Source organism: Corynebacterium phoceense (assembly GCF_900092335.1).
GTDB lineage: Bacteria > Actinomycetota > Actinomycetes > Mycobacteriales > Mycobacteriaceae > Corynebacterium > Corynebacterium phoceense.
This window is the reverse complement of sequence record NZ_LT596207.1, coordinates 826,273-842,209: the sequence shown is the minus strand read 5'-3', so window position 1 is coordinate 842,209 and position 15,937 is coordinate 826,273. Positions and strand designations below refer to the sequence as shown.

Here is a 15,937-nt window from a genome sequence, read left to right as displayed (position 1 = left end):
GGCGGGGACGGCCTGTACGCGGGCGCGTTCCTGCTGGGCGCTGGGTATTCCGTCGACGCGGTGCTCGCAGCCAATGCCGCGCACGCCCCGGCGCTCGAGGCCTTCAAGCTGGCAGGCGGCTCCGTGCGGGAGGAGCCGGACTTTGAGTCGGTCGCCTCGTACGCACTCATCATCGACGCCGTCGCAGGATTGGGCGCCGGCCGCACCATCAGCGCCGCGCACGATGACCTCTTCCGCCAGGCCAAGCACATCCTGTCTGTCGACGTTCCCAGCGGCATCAACGCCGAGACCGGTGTCGCGGCAAGCCCGTGCGTGCATGCCGATGCCACCATTACCTTCGGTGGTCTTCGCCCCGCTCATGCGCTCGCGCCCGAGTGCGGCGAGATCGTCATTGCCGATCTCACGCCGCGCGGCGCCCCGTATAGCTTCAGCGAGGAGCTCCTCCACCGCAGTTGGGAACTCACCACGCGCATCGCATCAGGCATACTCGCCGCCGAGCAGTCCCTGCCACCGCGTTTCACGTGGAACGAGGCCCTAGAAAACGCCCCCACCGATACCGCGGCGGGCCACATTGATACAGAAGAAGGCACGCTGCGCTTGCGGCCTGCCGCGTCCTTCCACGACATCCACGACCCGACTCCGGGGCCAGCGGATGACAAGTACTCCGGCGGGGTCGTCGCCCTGTGCGCCGGCTCCAAGTCCTATGCGGGTGCGGGAATCCTCTGCGCAAGCGGTGCACTGCGGGCCACGCCATCCATGGTGCGCATCATCGGCCGCCGCGACGTCGTCCACGCCCACCCCGAGGTTGTCTACCACGAGGATGTCGCCTCCGCGGGCCGCGCTCAAGCTTGGGTTGTGGGCCCTGGCCGTGGCCTAAAATGCGCGGCGGAGATCCTCCAGGTGCTCATGAAGGGCCAGCCCACGGTCCTCGACGCGGACGCGCTCACCGTCCTGGCCGACAATAAGGCCGTGCGGAAGGCCGTGCGCAATCACCCGCTCGTCGTGCTTACGCCGCATGCCGGTGAGTTCGAACGCATCTACTCCGCCGTCTTCGGCTCCTACGAGCCCTCGCGCGGCCGCGCCGTCCTGGCGCAGCAACTTGCCGAGGAACTCAGTTGCTTTGTGTTGCTCAAGGGACGCAAGACCATCCTCGCGGGCTACCCGCGCATGCTGCTCGCCGTCGACGCAGGTAATTCCTACGCGGCGACCCCGGGCAGCGGCGACGTGCTCGCGGGCATCATCGGCGCCTGGCTCGCGCACGCCAATCTCGAACACATGCGTCCCGAGGACCGCGCACTCGCAGTGATCGATGCCCTCGGCGAGGCAGTCGCCATCCATGCTCACGCCGCAGCCATTGCGGCGGCGACACCGGAAGGATTGGCGCCGACGACGGCATCGGAAATCGCGCGGTCCATCCCCACCGCCATCGCACGTCTTACCGCCACGCGGCGGTGAGTGCGGCCCACGCCGCGGCGACGCCCACGATTTCCGCACCGATGTAGCCGGGCCAGGGCCCTAGCAGATTGATGACGGACGGACTGCCCGGCGCGTGGTTGAGGAATCCATAGTTGCCACGGGTCAGCGCGTTCGTGGTCATAGCCGTGGCCATCCACGCAGGCGTGACGGCAACAGCGAAGCGGTAATCGCGCCACGTGGGGCGATAGCCCAGTCCGAAACTCAGCGCGAGCGGCGTGGCAAGCGCCGTGATATGGAAGAACCAATACGTCGCAAAGCGCAGGGCCCGCGGTTCGTAGTAGTAGATGACGTCGGGTGTGAGGATAGCCTGCGGATTGAGCAGGAGGCCCCAGTAGTACGTGAGCGCGAGCGCTTTATCGTTTCCTGTAATAAGTCCTAGTGCGAGCACGGGACGCAGGACGTCGCACAAATGGAGCGGCAAGGACTCGCGAATATCGAATTGCTTGGGGTCAAGGGACGCCACCGTCCACGCCGCGCCGAGGGCCAGGTGCGTCCAGCCCCACGCCTGCCTGGCTCTCTTCTCATGGCGTGTCCCTCGAAGTCGGCGCGCACCGCTGATGAACCCAGTACACGTGGCGGCCGTCGTGCCCAGCATGGCCCAGTGCGCGCGGCCGAACTGTGGCATGCGCTCATACGTGGTCGCGGTGGGGCGATCGATAAGCCCCTCGACGAGGCGAGTTGTGAGACGGCGAAAGCGGGGTCGAGACATAACGGGATATGAGGGTACCGAACGAGCGAGAAATTTCTAGCCAACGAAGCCTTAGCTTGTGGGATTTCACGGCATGTTTCTCGGCCACAAATGCTTTGGCCGCGGTCACGAAAGTACGTGTGCCACCTCCACGGCGGGACCACGTAGTCTGCTGTTCCCTGAGCGATGGCCGATAAAGGCCGTTCATGATCTTCACCGCCTCGCCGCGTTGCGCCATGGCTGACAGTTGGCGACTCGTCCCCTTCAACGGTTCACGCATTGGTTCCCCATTTCCCCCGAGATGTGCTTTCACCGTAACTGCACCCGCGTAGGCCGGCAACCGGAAGGATTTTCTAGCCGATTAAGCCGTCATTGTGGCCCCAAATCTTGTGCTTCGTCGGCTAAAAATGCAGGACCTACGCTGCCCGAGAAAGCAGTCCTACGTGGCCGTCGCGAACCTCCCAGTGTGCGTCGGCCGCGGCCGCGACGGAAAGGTCGTGGGTGACGACCACGGTCGCGGTGTCCCACTCGGCGGTGGCGCGGCGGAGCAACTCCACGATGTCCTCCGTGAGTTTCGAATCCAGCGCGGAGGTCGGCTCATCGCAGAGCAGGACGGCCGGATCCGCCATGAGCGCACGCGCGATGTTGACGCGCTGACGCTGGCCGCCGGAAAGACGCTCCATGCGGCGGTGGCCCAGGTCAGCGAGGCCGACGAAGGAGAGGAGCTCGTCCGCGCGGTCCTTGCGGGGGCGCACGCCGCGGAGATGGTCGACGATGAGGAGCTGCTCGCGCGCGGTGAGCGAGCCCAGGAGATTGGGCTGTTGGAAGACCATGCCAATGTTCTCGCGGCGGACGCGAGCGCGGGTCTCGTCGTCGAGACCAGCGAGTTCGTGCCCGGCGACCTGGATAGAGCCGGAGGTCGGGGCGATAAGCCCGGCGGCGACGTTGAGCAGCGTGGACTTGCCGGAGCCCGACTCGCCGGTAATCGCGGCGAGCTGACCGGGGTTTACGGTGAGCGAGGCGGAATCGAGGGCGGTAAGGGTGTGGTCGCCGTCGGGGAAGATGACGGAGACATCGTTAAGCGAAAGCATGTTAGGCCTTTCCTCCTAGTGCGATGAGTGGATCGGTGTGGGCGACACGGCGGGTCGCGATGAAGGCGCCGGCGATGCCGAGCAGCCAGACGCCGGCGGGAGGGACAGCGAGGGTGCGCCAGCCCAGGTCGAAAGGCAACGCGCCGGCGGCCAGGGTGCCGAGGCCGATGCCGAGCAGGCCGCCCACGAGGACGCCGCCAGCAAGCAACATCGCGGCTTGGCCGAGGGAGTCGCGGAGTACGTAACGGGAGCTGGCGCCGAGGGCGCGGAGGACGGCGAGGTCGCGCGTGCGCTGGATGGTCCACACGCTCAAAAAGGCGATGGTGACCAGGGCGGAGATGGCGTAGAGGAAGCCTTGCATGGTGAGCAGCGAGCCGTTCTCCGAGGAGTAGGACGGCAGGCCGGAGTAAGCGTCGCGGATGGACACGCCCTCGGCGCCGTCGGTGGACAGCCCGACGGTGCCGTCAGCATCCGTGTGGGCGGCAGCCTGCCACAATTCGGTGGGCGCCCAAACCACGGGCTGGTGGGAGTAGTCGAGCTCGTCCACGACGCCGGCAACAGTGGTGGCCACGCCGCCGAGCGTCACGGTATCGCCCGCGGCAAGGCCGAGGGATTCAGGGACCAGAAGGCCGTCGGAGGGGATCGAACCGACAGGCGAGGAGAAGTCCGCAGGCAGACCAAAAACGGCGACACCGGTGGAGTCGAGCTTGGTCTGCGCCACGCCGAGGGCGGGCAGTGGGCCGGAGTACGTGGACTCCATGAAGGAGGGTTCCTCGGTGGAGAACACGAGGTGAGCCGGGTCGAGGGAGTCGAGGGCGGAGGTATTTTCTTTGGACAGGCCGCCGGTTAAGCCGGTGAGCATGATGAGCAGCAGCGTAATGAGGGCCACGGTGCCACCCATCAGCGTCACGCGGCCACGGGCGGCGCATAATTCACGAAGTGCAAGGAACATACTTTTATCCTCCTGCGCAGCGGCAACGGATACATCGGGAGCGGCGTTGATTTCGGAATCAACCGGTCGGTTGATTCCGCGTCCGCCGCGGGCACGCTAGCGTTGAGGGACGTGAGATCTATCAACTTGAGCACAGTGCTGGGCAGCTTGCGCGTGGGGCTGCACACCATGTTCGCGCTGCTGCTCGCCTTCGGCGTCGTGCGCGCTGCCGGGGACGGTGACCTGGATGCGCGGGTCTGCGGCCTCGCCATCGCGCTGGGACTCGTCTACGTATGGGGCACCGTCAAGCGCCCACCCACCCGGCGCGCCGCATACTGGTGGCTCGCGCTCATCACGATCCTGTGGATTGGGCTCATGGTCCACGCCCGGGACTTCATGTGGCTCGAGTTTCCGCTGCTCTTCTTGTTCCTCCACGAACTGCCACGCGCGCCGGGGATCGTCTCCACAGTCTGTCTCTGGGCCGGCGCGGCGCTCATCCCGGCGTGGCGCTACCCAGACCAGTGGACCATCGCGGCGGCGGTGGGTCCGGCCATCGGCACCGTCTTCGCCATCGCGTTTTACTACGCGTACGTGGCGCTGCGCGACGAGGCGCTGCGCTACCGCGCGCTCGCGGAGGAGCTGCGAGCGACCCAGGAGGAGCTCGCACGCAGCGAAAACCTCGCCGGACGGCTCGCAGAACGCGCCCGGCTTTCGCGTGAAATCCACGACACGGTGGCCCAAGGTCTGGGCTCCATCGTGCTCATGGCCCGCGCCGGGAAGAACGCGGCGGATCCTTCGGGGCACCTCAAAACCATCGCGACGGTCGCCCAGGACTCGCTCCAGGAGACGCGGAAGCTGGTGCAGGACTTGGCTGCGCCGCCGCAACTCACCACGGCGCTCGAGGCCCTCGTCGAGGCACAGAACGAGCGGGCGCGCACGCTCGAGGAAGACACCCACTTCGAGCTCGTCGAAACCGGTGACACCACCAGAGAGCTGCCGGACAAGGTGAGCGCCTGTCTCGAGCGCGCCGCCCGGGAGGGGCTGAGCAACGTCGCCAAGCACGCCCACGCCCGGCGCGCGGTGGTCACCCTCGGAGTCTTCGAAGATGCGGCGACGCTCGACGTCGTCGATGACGGTCGTGGCTTCGCCACGACGAACAACAAGGGATTTGGGTTACCAGGACTGCGCGCCCGCGTCGCCGAACTAGGCGGCCGCCTAGAAATTAGCCCTGGCCCAGGCACCGGGACCGCCCTCACCGTACGACTACCGCTCAAGGAGAACCAATGACCATCCGCGTCATGCTCATCGATGACCACCCGGTGGTCCGCGCGGGCCTGCGCGCCATCGTGGATTCCTTCGAGGACCTCGAGGTCGTCGCGGAGGGCACGGACGGCACCGCGGACGTCGACGCCAACGCCGTCGACGTCGTCGTCTGCGATATCCAAATGCCCAACGCGGACGGCATCGAGCTCACCAAGAAGGTCGCGGGAGACGTCCCCGTCCTCATCCTCACCACGTATGACACGGAGGGCGACGTCATCGCCGCCGTGGAGGCCGGGGCCCTAGGCTACCTGCTCAAGGACGCACCGGAGGACAAGCTGCACGACGCCATCGTGGCGACAGCCAAGGGCCAACGCACGCTCGCGCCGGAGGTGGCGGGGCTGCTGGCGGCGCGCATCGGAAAGCCGCGCGAGGCCCTGAGCCGAAGGGAGCGGGAGATTCTGGAAGGCCTGACCACGGGCGCGAGCAACCGCGAGCTCGCGCAGCAATTCTTCGTCTCCGAGGCGACGATTAAGACGCACCTCATCCACATTTATGACAAGTTGGGGGTGGATAATCGCACGGCCGCCGTAACGGTGGCGAGGCAGCGCCGCCTGCTTTAGGCTCGCATTATGGATCAGGACCTGTACCCCGCGCAGTGCGTGCTCATCTCGCTCGATTCGCAGTACCTTGAAGTCTCCCGCCTCGTGGGCGTGGACCCAGACGTGACGGTGGGCGAGCTCGCGCTCATCGCGCATGCCGCGCTGGGCCTAGAGCCTTCCCCTCCGGGGCATGTCCACGTGGGCGAACGTCTCATTGAGATCCTCGACGTCCTCGATGAGCCCGCGTTCCACACGCTCATGAACCGCAGCACTGGCGTGGACTACCACCCCTCCGTCGGCGATTGGGATATCCACCTCATGTTCCTCTCGGAGACCCGCCTGCAGCAAGCCACGCCCGCGCTCATCGACGCCACGGGCCCGGATCTTGTCACCGCCGTGGGCGACGGCAACCGCATGCGCTCCATGCTCGAGGACGTCCGCCAGCTGCTCGCGGGCATTCCCATCCCGCAGACGCAGTGGGAAGCCATCCAGTCCATCTTCCCCAATTACTCGCTCGACCAGCTGCGCCAGCGGCTCACGGAGTGCTTCCACCCCACCATCGCGGATCGTCTCCGGGAGCTCAGCTCGGTTGAAGACGTCATGCCCGAGGGCTTCGACTTTGACACTCCCTTTACCCCGCGCATGCCCGCGCGGCTCGAGGATCCCATCGGCCTGCGCGAGTTTCTCCTCGACTCCTTCCCCGAGCTCCAGCTCGACTTTCCTGGCTCTTCCGGTTTTAGAGTGCATTGATTAGTTCGCCGGGGGTTCGGGCGTGGCACAAGATATTGGGGTCCTTGGCTTTGTAGGAATAAGGGTGTCTAATCCATCCGTACAAACCAAGGACCTACTGTGCAGCCTAACGGAAATGTCATCGTCGATACCATCTGCCGCACCGCAGAACTAGGAGTTACTATCACCGGGGCCGCAGAACACGGCGATGTCACCGTCATCGAAGCCGAGCCCGTCGAGCCCATCAATGAATGCCCCACGTGCGGTCAGCCTGGAGTATTCCGCGACCACGTCATCCGCAGCCTGGTCGATCTGCCCATCGTCGGCCACCCAACACGCCTTCATGTGCGCCTTCCACGCTACCGGTGCACCAACAAGCGCTGCTTGCAGAAGATCTTCCGCGCGGGCCTTACCTGCGCGCCCGACAATTCAAAGACCACGGACAGGGTGACCCGCTGGATACTGCAACGACTCTGCCTAGATCGGATGAGCGTTGCCGCTGCAGCCAAGTCATTAGGCCTGGGGTGGGATACCACCAACGCCTTGGCCTTAGCCGCTGTCCAGGACTTGATCTACAACGACGAGCACTACCTCGACGGGGTCAAGGTCATCGGTGTTGATGAGCATCGCTGGTCGCACAACCGACGCACATGGCGCGACGGATACGTCACCGTCATCGTTGATATGACCGACCACCACGACAAGGATGGAAACGTCATCCGCCCCGCTCGGCTTCTTGACGTTGTCCCAGGCAGAAGCGCTGACGCGTTACGAACATGGCTGAATAATCACAGCGAGCAGTTCCGCGATCAGGTCAAGATCATCAGCATGGACGGCTTCCAAGGCTATGCCACCGCCGCTGGCGAAGTCATTCCCAACGCCACCCAAGTCATGGACCCGTTCCACGTTGTACGCCTGGCCGGTGACAAGCTCACCAAGTGCCGCGCCAGGCTCCAGTTAGAAACAACAGGCCGACGTGGCCGCAGCAAAGACCCGCTCTACCGCAACCGGAAAACTCTGTTGACCACCGAGGGCTTGCTCACCGACAAGCAGCGCGGGAGGCTTGAGGAACTGTTTGACTTCGACGACGACTACGCGCCGCTACAAGAGACCTGGACCTACTACCAACAAGTCATAAGCTGCTACAACAATCCCAACAAGCAAGCAGCCAAGAAAGCCATGAGCACGCTCATTGACACGCTTGTTGACATCAAAGACGCCGGGATCGCTGAGATCGCGCAGCTAGGCAGGACCATGAACAAACGCCGCAAGGACATCCTCGCCTACTTCGACCACGGAGTATCCAACGGACCTGTCGAAGCGATTAACGGTCGGTTGGAATTCCTACGCGGCATCGCCCTGGGATTCCGCAACCTCGACCACTACATATTGCGGTGCCTGATTCACGCCGCCAACATCCGACACAAAATCAATGCACTCTAAAACCGGAAGAGCCCTTTCCTCTGCCCCAGCTTTCCGATGCCGCCGCGCGCACCCTCGGTACCCGCCTTACCGGCATCCTGCGCACGCTCACCTCGGAGCTGCGCCTCACCTCCACCGGCGCGTTCCGTCCCGCGCTGGTCAAGCGGTTGATCGAAGAGCTCGACGTTGCGGCCTTCTGGCCCGGCGCGGCTACCGCCTCCCGCGAATCCTCCGTGCCGCCCATTGGAATTCTCCACGACTTCCTCGTGTTCATGGACTACATCGAGGAGACCTCCTCACGCATGAACCTCGCGGAGAAGACCAACCGGCTGTTGAGCGACCCGGGTCTGGTGGGCGAGGACTACTTCACCATGCTCCCCTTCTGCGATGACGACAGTGACTTAGTGAGCACCGCTCTCCTGTTCTGCCTGCTCATCCGCGGCGAGCCGCTGCCGCTGAGCGGCGTGCCCACCAAGGTCGGCCCCGAGGGCCCCGATAACGTGCACCGCACCATTCGTCTCTATCAGATGCTCGGCATCCTCGCCCCGGACGATCCGCTCCGGCTCACCGAGGCCGGCCGCGGCATGGTGGGCTGGCAGCTGCACAACCTGCGCGGCATCATCGAATACAAGGGCCTGCTCAACGAGGAAGCCGGCATCACGCACCTGCTCGACACGCGCCCTACCCCTCTCACCGAGCCCACTCATCACGACCTCGACATGGATACGCTGCACGATTTCTTCACTCTCGACGAAGAGAACTACGGCTTGCCCGACGACTTCGACGACGATCAAACTCGCCCCTTTTAGCTCCCCGAAAGGTCTCCCCCGGCCTCTCCTTCTCCATCTTTTCCCCCTCGGCACCGCTCCAGCTCGCTCAACCCCGCGTCCTCATCATCCTGGTCCGCGCCGTGGTCGCCGTAACCGGCCTCGTGGCCTCCTACTTCCTCAGCGCGGACTCCCCAGAAAACACTTCAGGGCCCGCGCCTGAAACCACCGCAGAAACCGCCGAAGCGGCGCCCAAACCCCACCCAGAATTCGGAATTGTGTACGGGATTCCAGAGTTTTGGTGGGGTTTGGGCGCGACGTTGAGGGGCTAGGCTTCAACGAGCTCGCGGACGTCTCGCCCGTACGAATCGAGGGCACGCCGTGGCAGGCCTTCGAGCCCGCATTGCGCAGCCTCGAGGTCATCACGTAACTATCCGATTATTCCGGTCACCAGCCCACAGACCACGATGACGAGCAGCGCCGCAGCGAGGAAGCCCAGGCGCCACAGCAGCTTGGTTTGGCGCTCGTGGTCAAGGCGCAGCATCGCGCACGCGCCCATTGCCGCGCCCGCGGTATTGAAGAGCACGTCGTCCACATCGCTGTAGCCCAGCGCAAAGATATACTGCGTCACCTCGATGCCCACCGAGAGCCCCGCCGCGATAACCACGGCGCGCAGCNGGGATTGTTAGAATAGACCCCTCTATTCTGACAAAGATCCGCCGGGGTGGCGGATCCGTGGTCGAATAGCCGCGCGGATTCGGACGTGCGTGCTAGCTTTGTGCCATGAGTCACAAGCAAGAATCTGCCATCATCGTCGGCGCGGGGCTGGCGGGTCTCGTCGCGGCCTATGAGGCCATCAAAGGCGGCAAGCACGTCATCATCCTGGAACAGGAAAACCGCGCCAACCTGGGCGGTCAGGCGTTCTGGTCGCTGGGCGGGCTCTTCTATGTGGACTCCCCGGAGCAGAAGCTCATGCGTGTCCACGACTCGGAAGAGCTTGCCTGGCGCGACTGGCAGAATTCCGCGGACTACGACGACGCGGAGCACGATACGTGGCCACGCGCGTGGGGCCGCGAGTACGTGCGCTTCGCCGCGAATGAGAAGCGCGACTACTTGAAGGCACTGGGACTTAACGTGCTGCCCACCATCGGCTGGGCGGAGCGCGGCTCCGGCGATGCGTCGGGACACGGCAACTCGGCCCCGCGTTTTCACCTCACGTGGGGCACTGGCCCGGAGGTCGTGCGCGTCTTCCGCGAGCCACTCCTCGAGGCCGAAAAGCAGGGCCGCGTACGTTTCTGCTTCCGCCACCGCGTGGACGAGCTCATCGTGGAAAACGGTCGCGTCACCGGCGTGCGTGGCAGCGTGCTCGCGCCCTCGGACGCGGATCGTGGCGTCGCCTCCTCGCGCGAGGTGGTCGACACCTTTGAAGTCCGCGGGATCGCCACCGTGGTGGCGACTGGGGGCATCGGCGGCAACTTGGCCAAGGTCCGCGAAATGTGGCCGGAGGATCGCTGGGGACCGTGTCCGGAAGACATGGTCACCGGCGTGCCGGCGCACGTGGATGGCCGGGGCATCGACATCGCGGCTGCGGCCGGCGCCCACCTGGTCAACACGGACCGCATGTGGCACTACCCGGAAGGCATGACCAACTGGGATCCCATCTGGCCCGGCCACGGCATCCGCATTGTCCCGGGACCGTCCAGCCTGTGGCTCGACGCGGAGGGCAAGCGCCTGCCCACCAACCTATTCCCTGGCTCCGACAACCTGGCCGCGCTCGCGCATATCGGCCGCACCGGCCACGGCTATTCCTGGTTCGTGCTCAACCAGGCCATCGCGGATAAAGAGTTCATCTTCTCCGGCTCGGAGCAAAACCCGGATCTCACGGACAAGGAATTCAGGAAGCTCGCCGGCAAGCTTGCCCCGGGCACGCACGTGGCGGTCAAGGCGTTCATGGATCATGGCATCGACTGGGTCGTCGCTGACAGCTTGGACAAGCTCGTCGACGGCATGAACGAGGTCGCCGGCGACGAACGCATTGAACTCGACGCACTGCGCACCCTCATCGAGGACCGCGACTCGCAGCTGGACAACCCGTTTAGCAAAGACGCGCAGGTCAACTACATCCGCATCGCGCGCGCATTCTTGGGCGATAAGATTGTGCGCACCGCCCCACCGCACCGGCTGCTCGACGAATCCAAGGGCCCGCTCATCGCCGTGCGCCTGAAAATCCTCACCCGCAAGACGCTGGGCGGCATCGAAACCGACCTTTCCGGCCGCTGCCTCCACTCCGACGGCACCGTGCTCGAGGGGCTCTACGCCTGCGGCGAGGCCGCCGGCTTCGGCGGTGGTGGCATGCATGGCAAGAACGCGCTGGAAGGCACGTTCCTGGGCGGCTGCATCCACTCCGGCAAGCGCGTGGGCGAGGCGTTGGCGGCGTTGTAGACCGAGCACCATTATCGCCGCGCATGTGGGAAGTTCCCAAGGTTTCTTTTCATAAGGCGGTTGGCAAGGGGCTCATCCCCGCTCACGCGGGGAGCACATGCCACAAATTCCACGGCCCCGTAATCCTCACGGCTCATCCCCGCTCACGCGGGGAGCACTGCGTATCTTCGGCGAGCGCGACCGGTGCGGGGGGCTCATCCCCGCTCACGCGGGGAGCACAGTAAATGGCAAGTCAAGAAATTCTGTGATGACGGCTCATCCCCGCTCACGCGGGGAGCACTCGATCTGGCTCATTGCCACCCCGCACGGTGTAGGCTCATCCCCGCTCACGCGGGGAGCACCTAGACTAGGCTAGGTGCTTGCCTATTGTGGGGGGCTCATCCCCGCTCACGCGGGGAGCACTATTTCGCCTGGTTACTCAATGCTCGACCTCAAGGCTCATCCCCGCTCACGCGGGGAGCACCGTGCTCATCATTCCCGGCATATTCCCCTAGTGGGCTCATCCCCGCTCACGCGGGGAGCACCGATCCGCGCGGGGGAGCCCGTGCCGCCCGTGGGGCTCATCCCCGCTCACGCGGGGAGCACCACCGGACGACACGGCCGTCGTTATGGCACCTAGGCTCATCCCCGCTCACGCGGGGAGCACTAGAACATCGGTCGCGCGACGTACGCGGCGGCCGGCTCATCCCCGCTCACGCGGGGAGCACCATTGCCGTAATTACGCAACTGTTGGGGATTAGGGCTCATCCCCGCTCACGCGGGGAGCACATCTGAACCTGTACCGTGTCAACGCTTACGCCGGGCTCATCCCCGCTCACGCGGGGAGCACTGGGGCGTAATGGTCGTAAGCAACCCGCCCAGGGGCTCATCCCCGCTCACGCGGGGAGCACGGAGCTCGACGGTGCCAGCGAAGCGGTGCAGTCGGCTCATCCCCGCTCACGCGGGGAGCACTCGCCGCGCTGGAGGAGATCAAGCGTCAACTAGGGCTCATCCCCGCTCACGCGGGGAGCACGATACCGGGGACGTGGTAGCCACGGGATTCAAGGGCTCATCCCCGCTCACGCGGGGAGCACGTAGAACGGCACACCGTCCTTCTCCATGCGGTCGGCTCATCCCCGCTCACGCGGGGAGCACACGTAGACGCAGCCCACGGTGGCGGGCTCTATGGGCTCATCCCCGCTCACGCGGGGAGCACTTGCACTTGTAGGCACAGGCCGCTAATCCCCCGGGCTCATCCCCGCTCACGCGGGGAGCACGACCCGGCCGGGGCGGGTGGAGGATTTATACAGGGCTCATCCCCGCTCACGCGGGGAGCACACGAAGCCGCTGCAGCTACCAAGGCCACAGTCGGGCTCATCCCCGCTCACGCGGGGAGCACTACACCCCGGGGCGTGCAGGCCAAAAAATCGAGGGCTCATCCCCGCTCACGCGGGGAGCACCTATTCGTCAGGAAACTCAAGCCCCACAAAATGGGCTCATCCCCGCTCACGCGGGGAGCACGAACTCGGAGACGTTTCAACCGGCATCGCAGACGGCTCATCCCCGCTCACGCGGGGAGCACTAGGTGCGGAGGGCATCTTCGGCGGCGGTGGTGGGCTCATCCCCGCTCACGCGGGGAGCACTAGACAGGCTCATGAAAAGCCCCTCCTCTTCTGGGCTCATCCCCGCTCACGCGGGGAGCACCCCACATCAAGGAAGTTCCCGAAGACAAGCTCCGGCTCATCCCCGCTCACGCGGGGAGCACGTGGGGCGCAGGTCGAGGGCCACACCGGAGCGGGGCTCATCCCCGCTCACGCGGGGAGCACCTTCGAGCCCTTCGAGATTCGATGGGTCATTACGGCTCATCCCCGCTCACGCGGGGAGCACTGCGTTTCTCTATGTTCCACCCCGTGGCTAGACGGCTCATCCCCGCTCACGCGGGGAGCACGTTTTCGCATTGTTTCTCACTTTCGTTAAGACGGGCTCATCCCCGCTCACGCGGGGAGCACGATGAGCTAACAACCGAATAAACCACTAGAGACGGCTCATCCCCGCTCACGCGGGGAGCACAAACACTGACCACGGGCGCGATTATTGGCGCGGGGCTCATCCCCGCTCACGCGGGGAGCACAACACCACAGTATCCTGCGTGGACGCGCCCTGAGGCTCATCCCCGCTCACGCGGGGAGCACTGGGACACATCCACATCCGGCGACGAGGACACGGGCTCATCCCCGCTCACGCGGGGAGCACTGCCCCTATCGGGTAGCGCGGGGCGGCGGTGGCGGCTCATCCCCGCTCACGCGGGGAGCACCCGTCCTTGAAGAAGCTGAACACAAACAGTTGGGGCTCATCCCCGCTCACGCGGGGAGCACCTGCTCTTTGCGTTCAATCGTGCCGCCCAGGGCGGCTCATCCCCGCTCACGCGGGGAGCACTCTTGGCTTCACAATCACCGTAGATACGGGTGAGGCTCATCCCCGCTCACGCGGGGAGCACGCTGGCCCGCTGGACGGTCGTGGTTTCACGAACGGCTCATCCCCGCTCACGCGGGGAGCACTGCGCGCCCGGTGCTGCTCGACAAAGAAGGGTGGGCTCATCCCCGCTCACGCGGGGAGCACACGGCTAAGGCTGAGTCTGAAGCGAACCGACAGGGCTCATCCCCGCTCACGCGGGGAGCACCTTCCCGCTGGTTGGGTAACAAGCGTGCCGGGGGGCTCATCCCCGCTCACGCGGGGAGCACTGCTTGGGATCGTGTTACTGGCGGCGGTGGTGGTGGCTCATCCCCGCTCACGCGGGGAGCACGCAACGGTCAACACATGGCTGGGGTTGGACCCGGGCTCATCCCCGCTCACGCGGGGAGCACATCGGCGCCTCCATGTTCGATGACAAGGGCGAGGGCTCATCCCCGCTCACGCGGGGAGCACGGGCCCGCAATGAGCGCTAAACCCGCGCACGAGGGCTCATCCCCGCTCACGCGGGGAGCACTTCACGGGCCTGCTTGCGCCCTAGCCCTCGGCCGGCTCATCCCCGCTCACGCGGGGAGCACCGGGCGGAACGCGTCGGCCATAATCGCGATAGCGGCTCATCCCCGCTCACGCGGGGAGCACCCCTGATGGCGCACATCTTCACCCCCGCCGGGGGGCTCATCCCCGCTCACGCGGGGAGCACTGCGCGGCCATCTCGGCATTAATGCCGGCTTGGGGCTCATCCCCGCTCACGCGGGGAGCACCAAACTCCGCTAAGGCTCGTGTTGACGCGTCGAGGCTCATCCCCGCTCACGCGGGGAGCACCAACGGGTCTTTATCCGGGGCAGATGGTGATTGGGCTCATCCCCGCTCACGCGGGGAGCACTGAGCGAAGCACAAACGCTGCTCGATGGTGTTGGGCTCATCCCCGCTCACGCGGGGAGCACTTTGCCATGACCTCATTCAGGGCCGCGCGGAAGGGCTCATCCCCGCTCACGCGGGGAGCACAGCGCCTGTAGTATTTCTTCCTGCAATTACTTCGGCTCATCCCCGCTCACGCGGGGAGCACCGCGGCGACCGACCGGTTATCTTCGCCGTCGACGGCTCATCCCCGCTCACGCGGGGAGCACGACCGCCACCCGCACGTCGTCGAGGACGCGAAGGGCTCATCCCCGCTCACGCGGGGAGCACTTGTTCGGCGCTGCAGCAGCGCCGCCACGACTGGGCTCATCCCCGCTCACGCGGGGAGCACGGCGGCGCTGTCACCGCACTACTTACCGGCCTGGGCTCATCCCCGCTCACGCGGGGAGCACTGGTCGCGGGTCCGGTAATGAGCTCGTCGTTGGGGCTCATCCCCGCTCACGCGGGGAGCACGTGGTGCCGTTGAAGTCCTCGGCCGCCAGCGCGGGCTCATCCCCGCTCACGCGGGGAGCACGAGCCGTATGCGTCGGCAGACGCGCCGCCTGGGGGCTCATCCCCGCTCACGCGGGGAGCACCACATTTGGACTGCGGAGGAATATTCGGGGTCGGGCTCATCCCCGCTCACGCGGGGAGCACGGGCGGCGAGGATGCCGTTAGCGCGGCCTACCGGGCTCATCCCCGCTCACGCGGGGAGCACGTTATCTCAGACGTTAAGGATATTCGCCAGCAGGGCTCATCCCCGCTCACGCGGGGAGCACCCCGTCACATCATCGAGGGCGTGCTTGTGAGACGGCTCATCCCCGCTCACGCGGGGAGCACTACCGTACCCCGGCGTACCAAATCGGAAGGTAGGGCTCATCCCCGCTCACGCGGGGAGCACTGCTAGCAGGGCCAGAGCGAGCGGGCGTATGTCGGCTCATCCCCGCTCACGCGGGGAGCACTTCAAGGCCTCCATCTCCGGTATCAAGGACGGGGGCTCATCCCCGCTCACGCGGGGAGCACAGCGCACACCCAGACCAATTTAACGCCGTATGGGGCTCATCCCCGCTCACGCGGGGAGCACTCGCCATGCTCGACCTCCACCGCGACACCGGAGGGCTCATCCCCGCTCACGCGGGGAGCACAAGATGTGCAACAGATTGACGTTCAAAGTTGGGGGCTCA

General features: G+C 65.6%; 12 protein-coding genes and 1 CRISPR repeat array (1 of these 13 cut by a window edge). Of the genes, 8 read left to right on the top strand and 4 right to left on the bottom strand.

The annotated features are described in order from the left end of the window. Positions 1–1,455, top strand: a 1,455-nt coding sequence (locus BN9444_RS04045) for a bifunctional ADP-dependent NAD(P)H-hydrate dehydratase/NAD(P)H-hydrate epimerase (RefSeq protein WP_068801448.1), incomplete at its 5' end; no start/stop codon positions are given. Here BN9444_RS04045 and BN9444_RS04040 read toward each other — a convergent pair. The 3 genes from BN9444_RS04040 to BN9444_RS04030 form a co-directional block, all read right to left on the bottom strand. Next, positions 1,436–2,185 (bottom strand): YwaF family protein, encoded by a 750-nt coding sequence (locus BN9444_RS04040; protein WP_230384240.1) that lies wholly within the window; start codon positions 2,183–2,185, stop codon positions 1,436–1,438. The genes BN9444_RS04045 and BN9444_RS04040 overlap by 20 nt on opposite strands. 395 nt (positions 2,186–2,580) lie before the next feature. Further along, complete coding sequence (locus BN9444_RS04035; protein ID WP_066511266.1) at positions 2,581–3,255, bottom strand: ABC transporter ATP-binding protein; 675 nt, start codon at positions 3,253–3,255, stop codon at positions 2,581–2,583. Between the two features lies 1 nt (position 3,256). After that, positions 3,257–4,207 (bottom strand): ABC transporter permease, encoded by a 951-nt coding sequence (locus tag BN9444_RS04030; protein WP_066511278.1) that lies wholly within the window; start codon positions 4,205–4,207, stop codon positions 3,257–3,259. A 111-nt stretch (positions 4,208–4,318) separates the two neighbouring features. On the opposite strand from BN9444_RS04030, the gene BN9444_RS04025 reads away from it, so the two are divergent. From BN9444_RS04025 to BN9444_RS15335, 6 genes are all read left to right on the top strand, one after another. Beyond that, positions 4,319–5,473 carry a sensor histidine kinase gene (locus BN9444_RS04025; protein WP_231725158.1) on the top strand — a complete coding sequence of 385 codons (1,155 nt, stop codon included), beginning with the start codon at positions 4,319–4,321 and terminating at the stop codon, positions 5,471–5,473. Further along, a complete protein-coding gene (locus tag BN9444_RS04020; RefSeq protein ID WP_066492603.1) occupies positions 5,470–6,069 on the top strand; it encodes a response regulator in 600 nt (199 codons plus the stop codon). The genes BN9444_RS04025 and BN9444_RS04020 overlap by 4 nt, the downstream gene beginning before the upstream one ends. Before the next feature lie 9 nt (positions 6,070–6,078). Beyond that, on the top strand, positions 6,079–6,798 hold the full coding sequence (locus tag BN9444_RS04015) for a hypothetical protein (RefSeq protein ID WP_068801447.1): 720 nt from the start codon (positions 6,079–6,081) through the stop codon (positions 6,796–6,798). 99 nt (positions 6,799–6,897) lie between these two features. Continuing rightward, positions 6,898–8,220: an ISL3 family transposase gene (locus BN9444_RS04010; protein WP_066509688.1), complete on the top strand. Its 1,323-nt coding sequence runs from the start codon at positions 6,898–6,900 to the stop codon at positions 8,218–8,220. Then, a complete protein-coding gene (locus BN9444_RS04005; RefSeq protein ID WP_068801446.1) occupies positions 8,172–9,008 on the top strand; it encodes a hypothetical protein in 837 nt (278 codons plus the stop codon). Before BN9444_RS04010 ends, BN9444_RS04005 begins: the two co-directional genes overlap by 49 nt. A 259-nt stretch (positions 9,009–9,267) precedes the next feature. After that, positions 9,268–9,396: a hypothetical protein gene (locus BN9444_RS15335; protein WP_255356881.1), complete on the top strand. Its 129-nt coding sequence runs from the start codon at positions 9,268–9,270 to the stop codon at positions 9,394–9,396. Here BN9444_RS15335 and BN9444_RS04000 read toward each other — a convergent pair whose 3' ends face one another. After that, entirely contained in the window at positions 9,397–9,633 is a 237-nt protein-coding gene (locus BN9444_RS04000) for a VanZ family protein (protein WP_068801445.1), read from the bottom strand. A 116-nt stretch (positions 9,634–9,749) separates the two neighbouring features. On the opposite strand from BN9444_RS04000, the gene BN9444_RS03995 reads away from it, so the two are divergent. Next, positions 9,750–11,408 (top strand): FAD-binding dehydrogenase, encoded by a 1,659-nt coding sequence (locus tag BN9444_RS03995; RefSeq protein ID WP_066511292.1) that lies wholly within the window; start codon positions 9,750–9,752, stop codon positions 11,406–11,408. 69 nt (positions 11,409–11,477) lie between these two features. Then, positions 11,478–15,937: a CRISPR direct-repeat array (repeat unit 28 nt; unit sequence GGCTCATCCCCGCTCACGCGGGGAGCAC) (it continues 936 nt past the right edge of the window).

Coding starts and splice junctions, on each gene's coding strand:
- BN9444_RS04015 (WP_068801447.1), top strand. CDS start 6,079: ATGGATCAGGACCTGTACCCCGCGCAGTGCGTGCTCATCTCGCTCGAT.
- BN9444_RS04035 (WP_066511266.1), bottom strand. CDS start 3,255: ATGCTTTCGCTTAACGATGTCTCCGTCATCTTCCCCGACGGCGACCAC.
- BN9444_RS04040 (WP_230384240.1), bottom strand. CDS start 2,185: ATGTCTCGACCCCGCTTTCGCCGTCTCACAACTCGCCTCGTCGAGGGG.
- BN9444_RS03995 (WP_066511292.1), top strand. CDS start 9,750: ATGAGTCACAAGCAAGAATCTGCCATCATCGTCGGCGCGGGGCTGGCG.
- BN9444_RS04020 (WP_066492603.1), top strand. CDS start 5,470: ATGACCATCCGCGTCATGCTCATCGATGACCACCCGGTGGTCCGCGCG.
- BN9444_RS04030 (WP_066511278.1), bottom strand. CDS start 4,207: ATGTTCCTTGCACTTCGTGAATTATGCGCCGCCCGTGGCCGCGTGACG.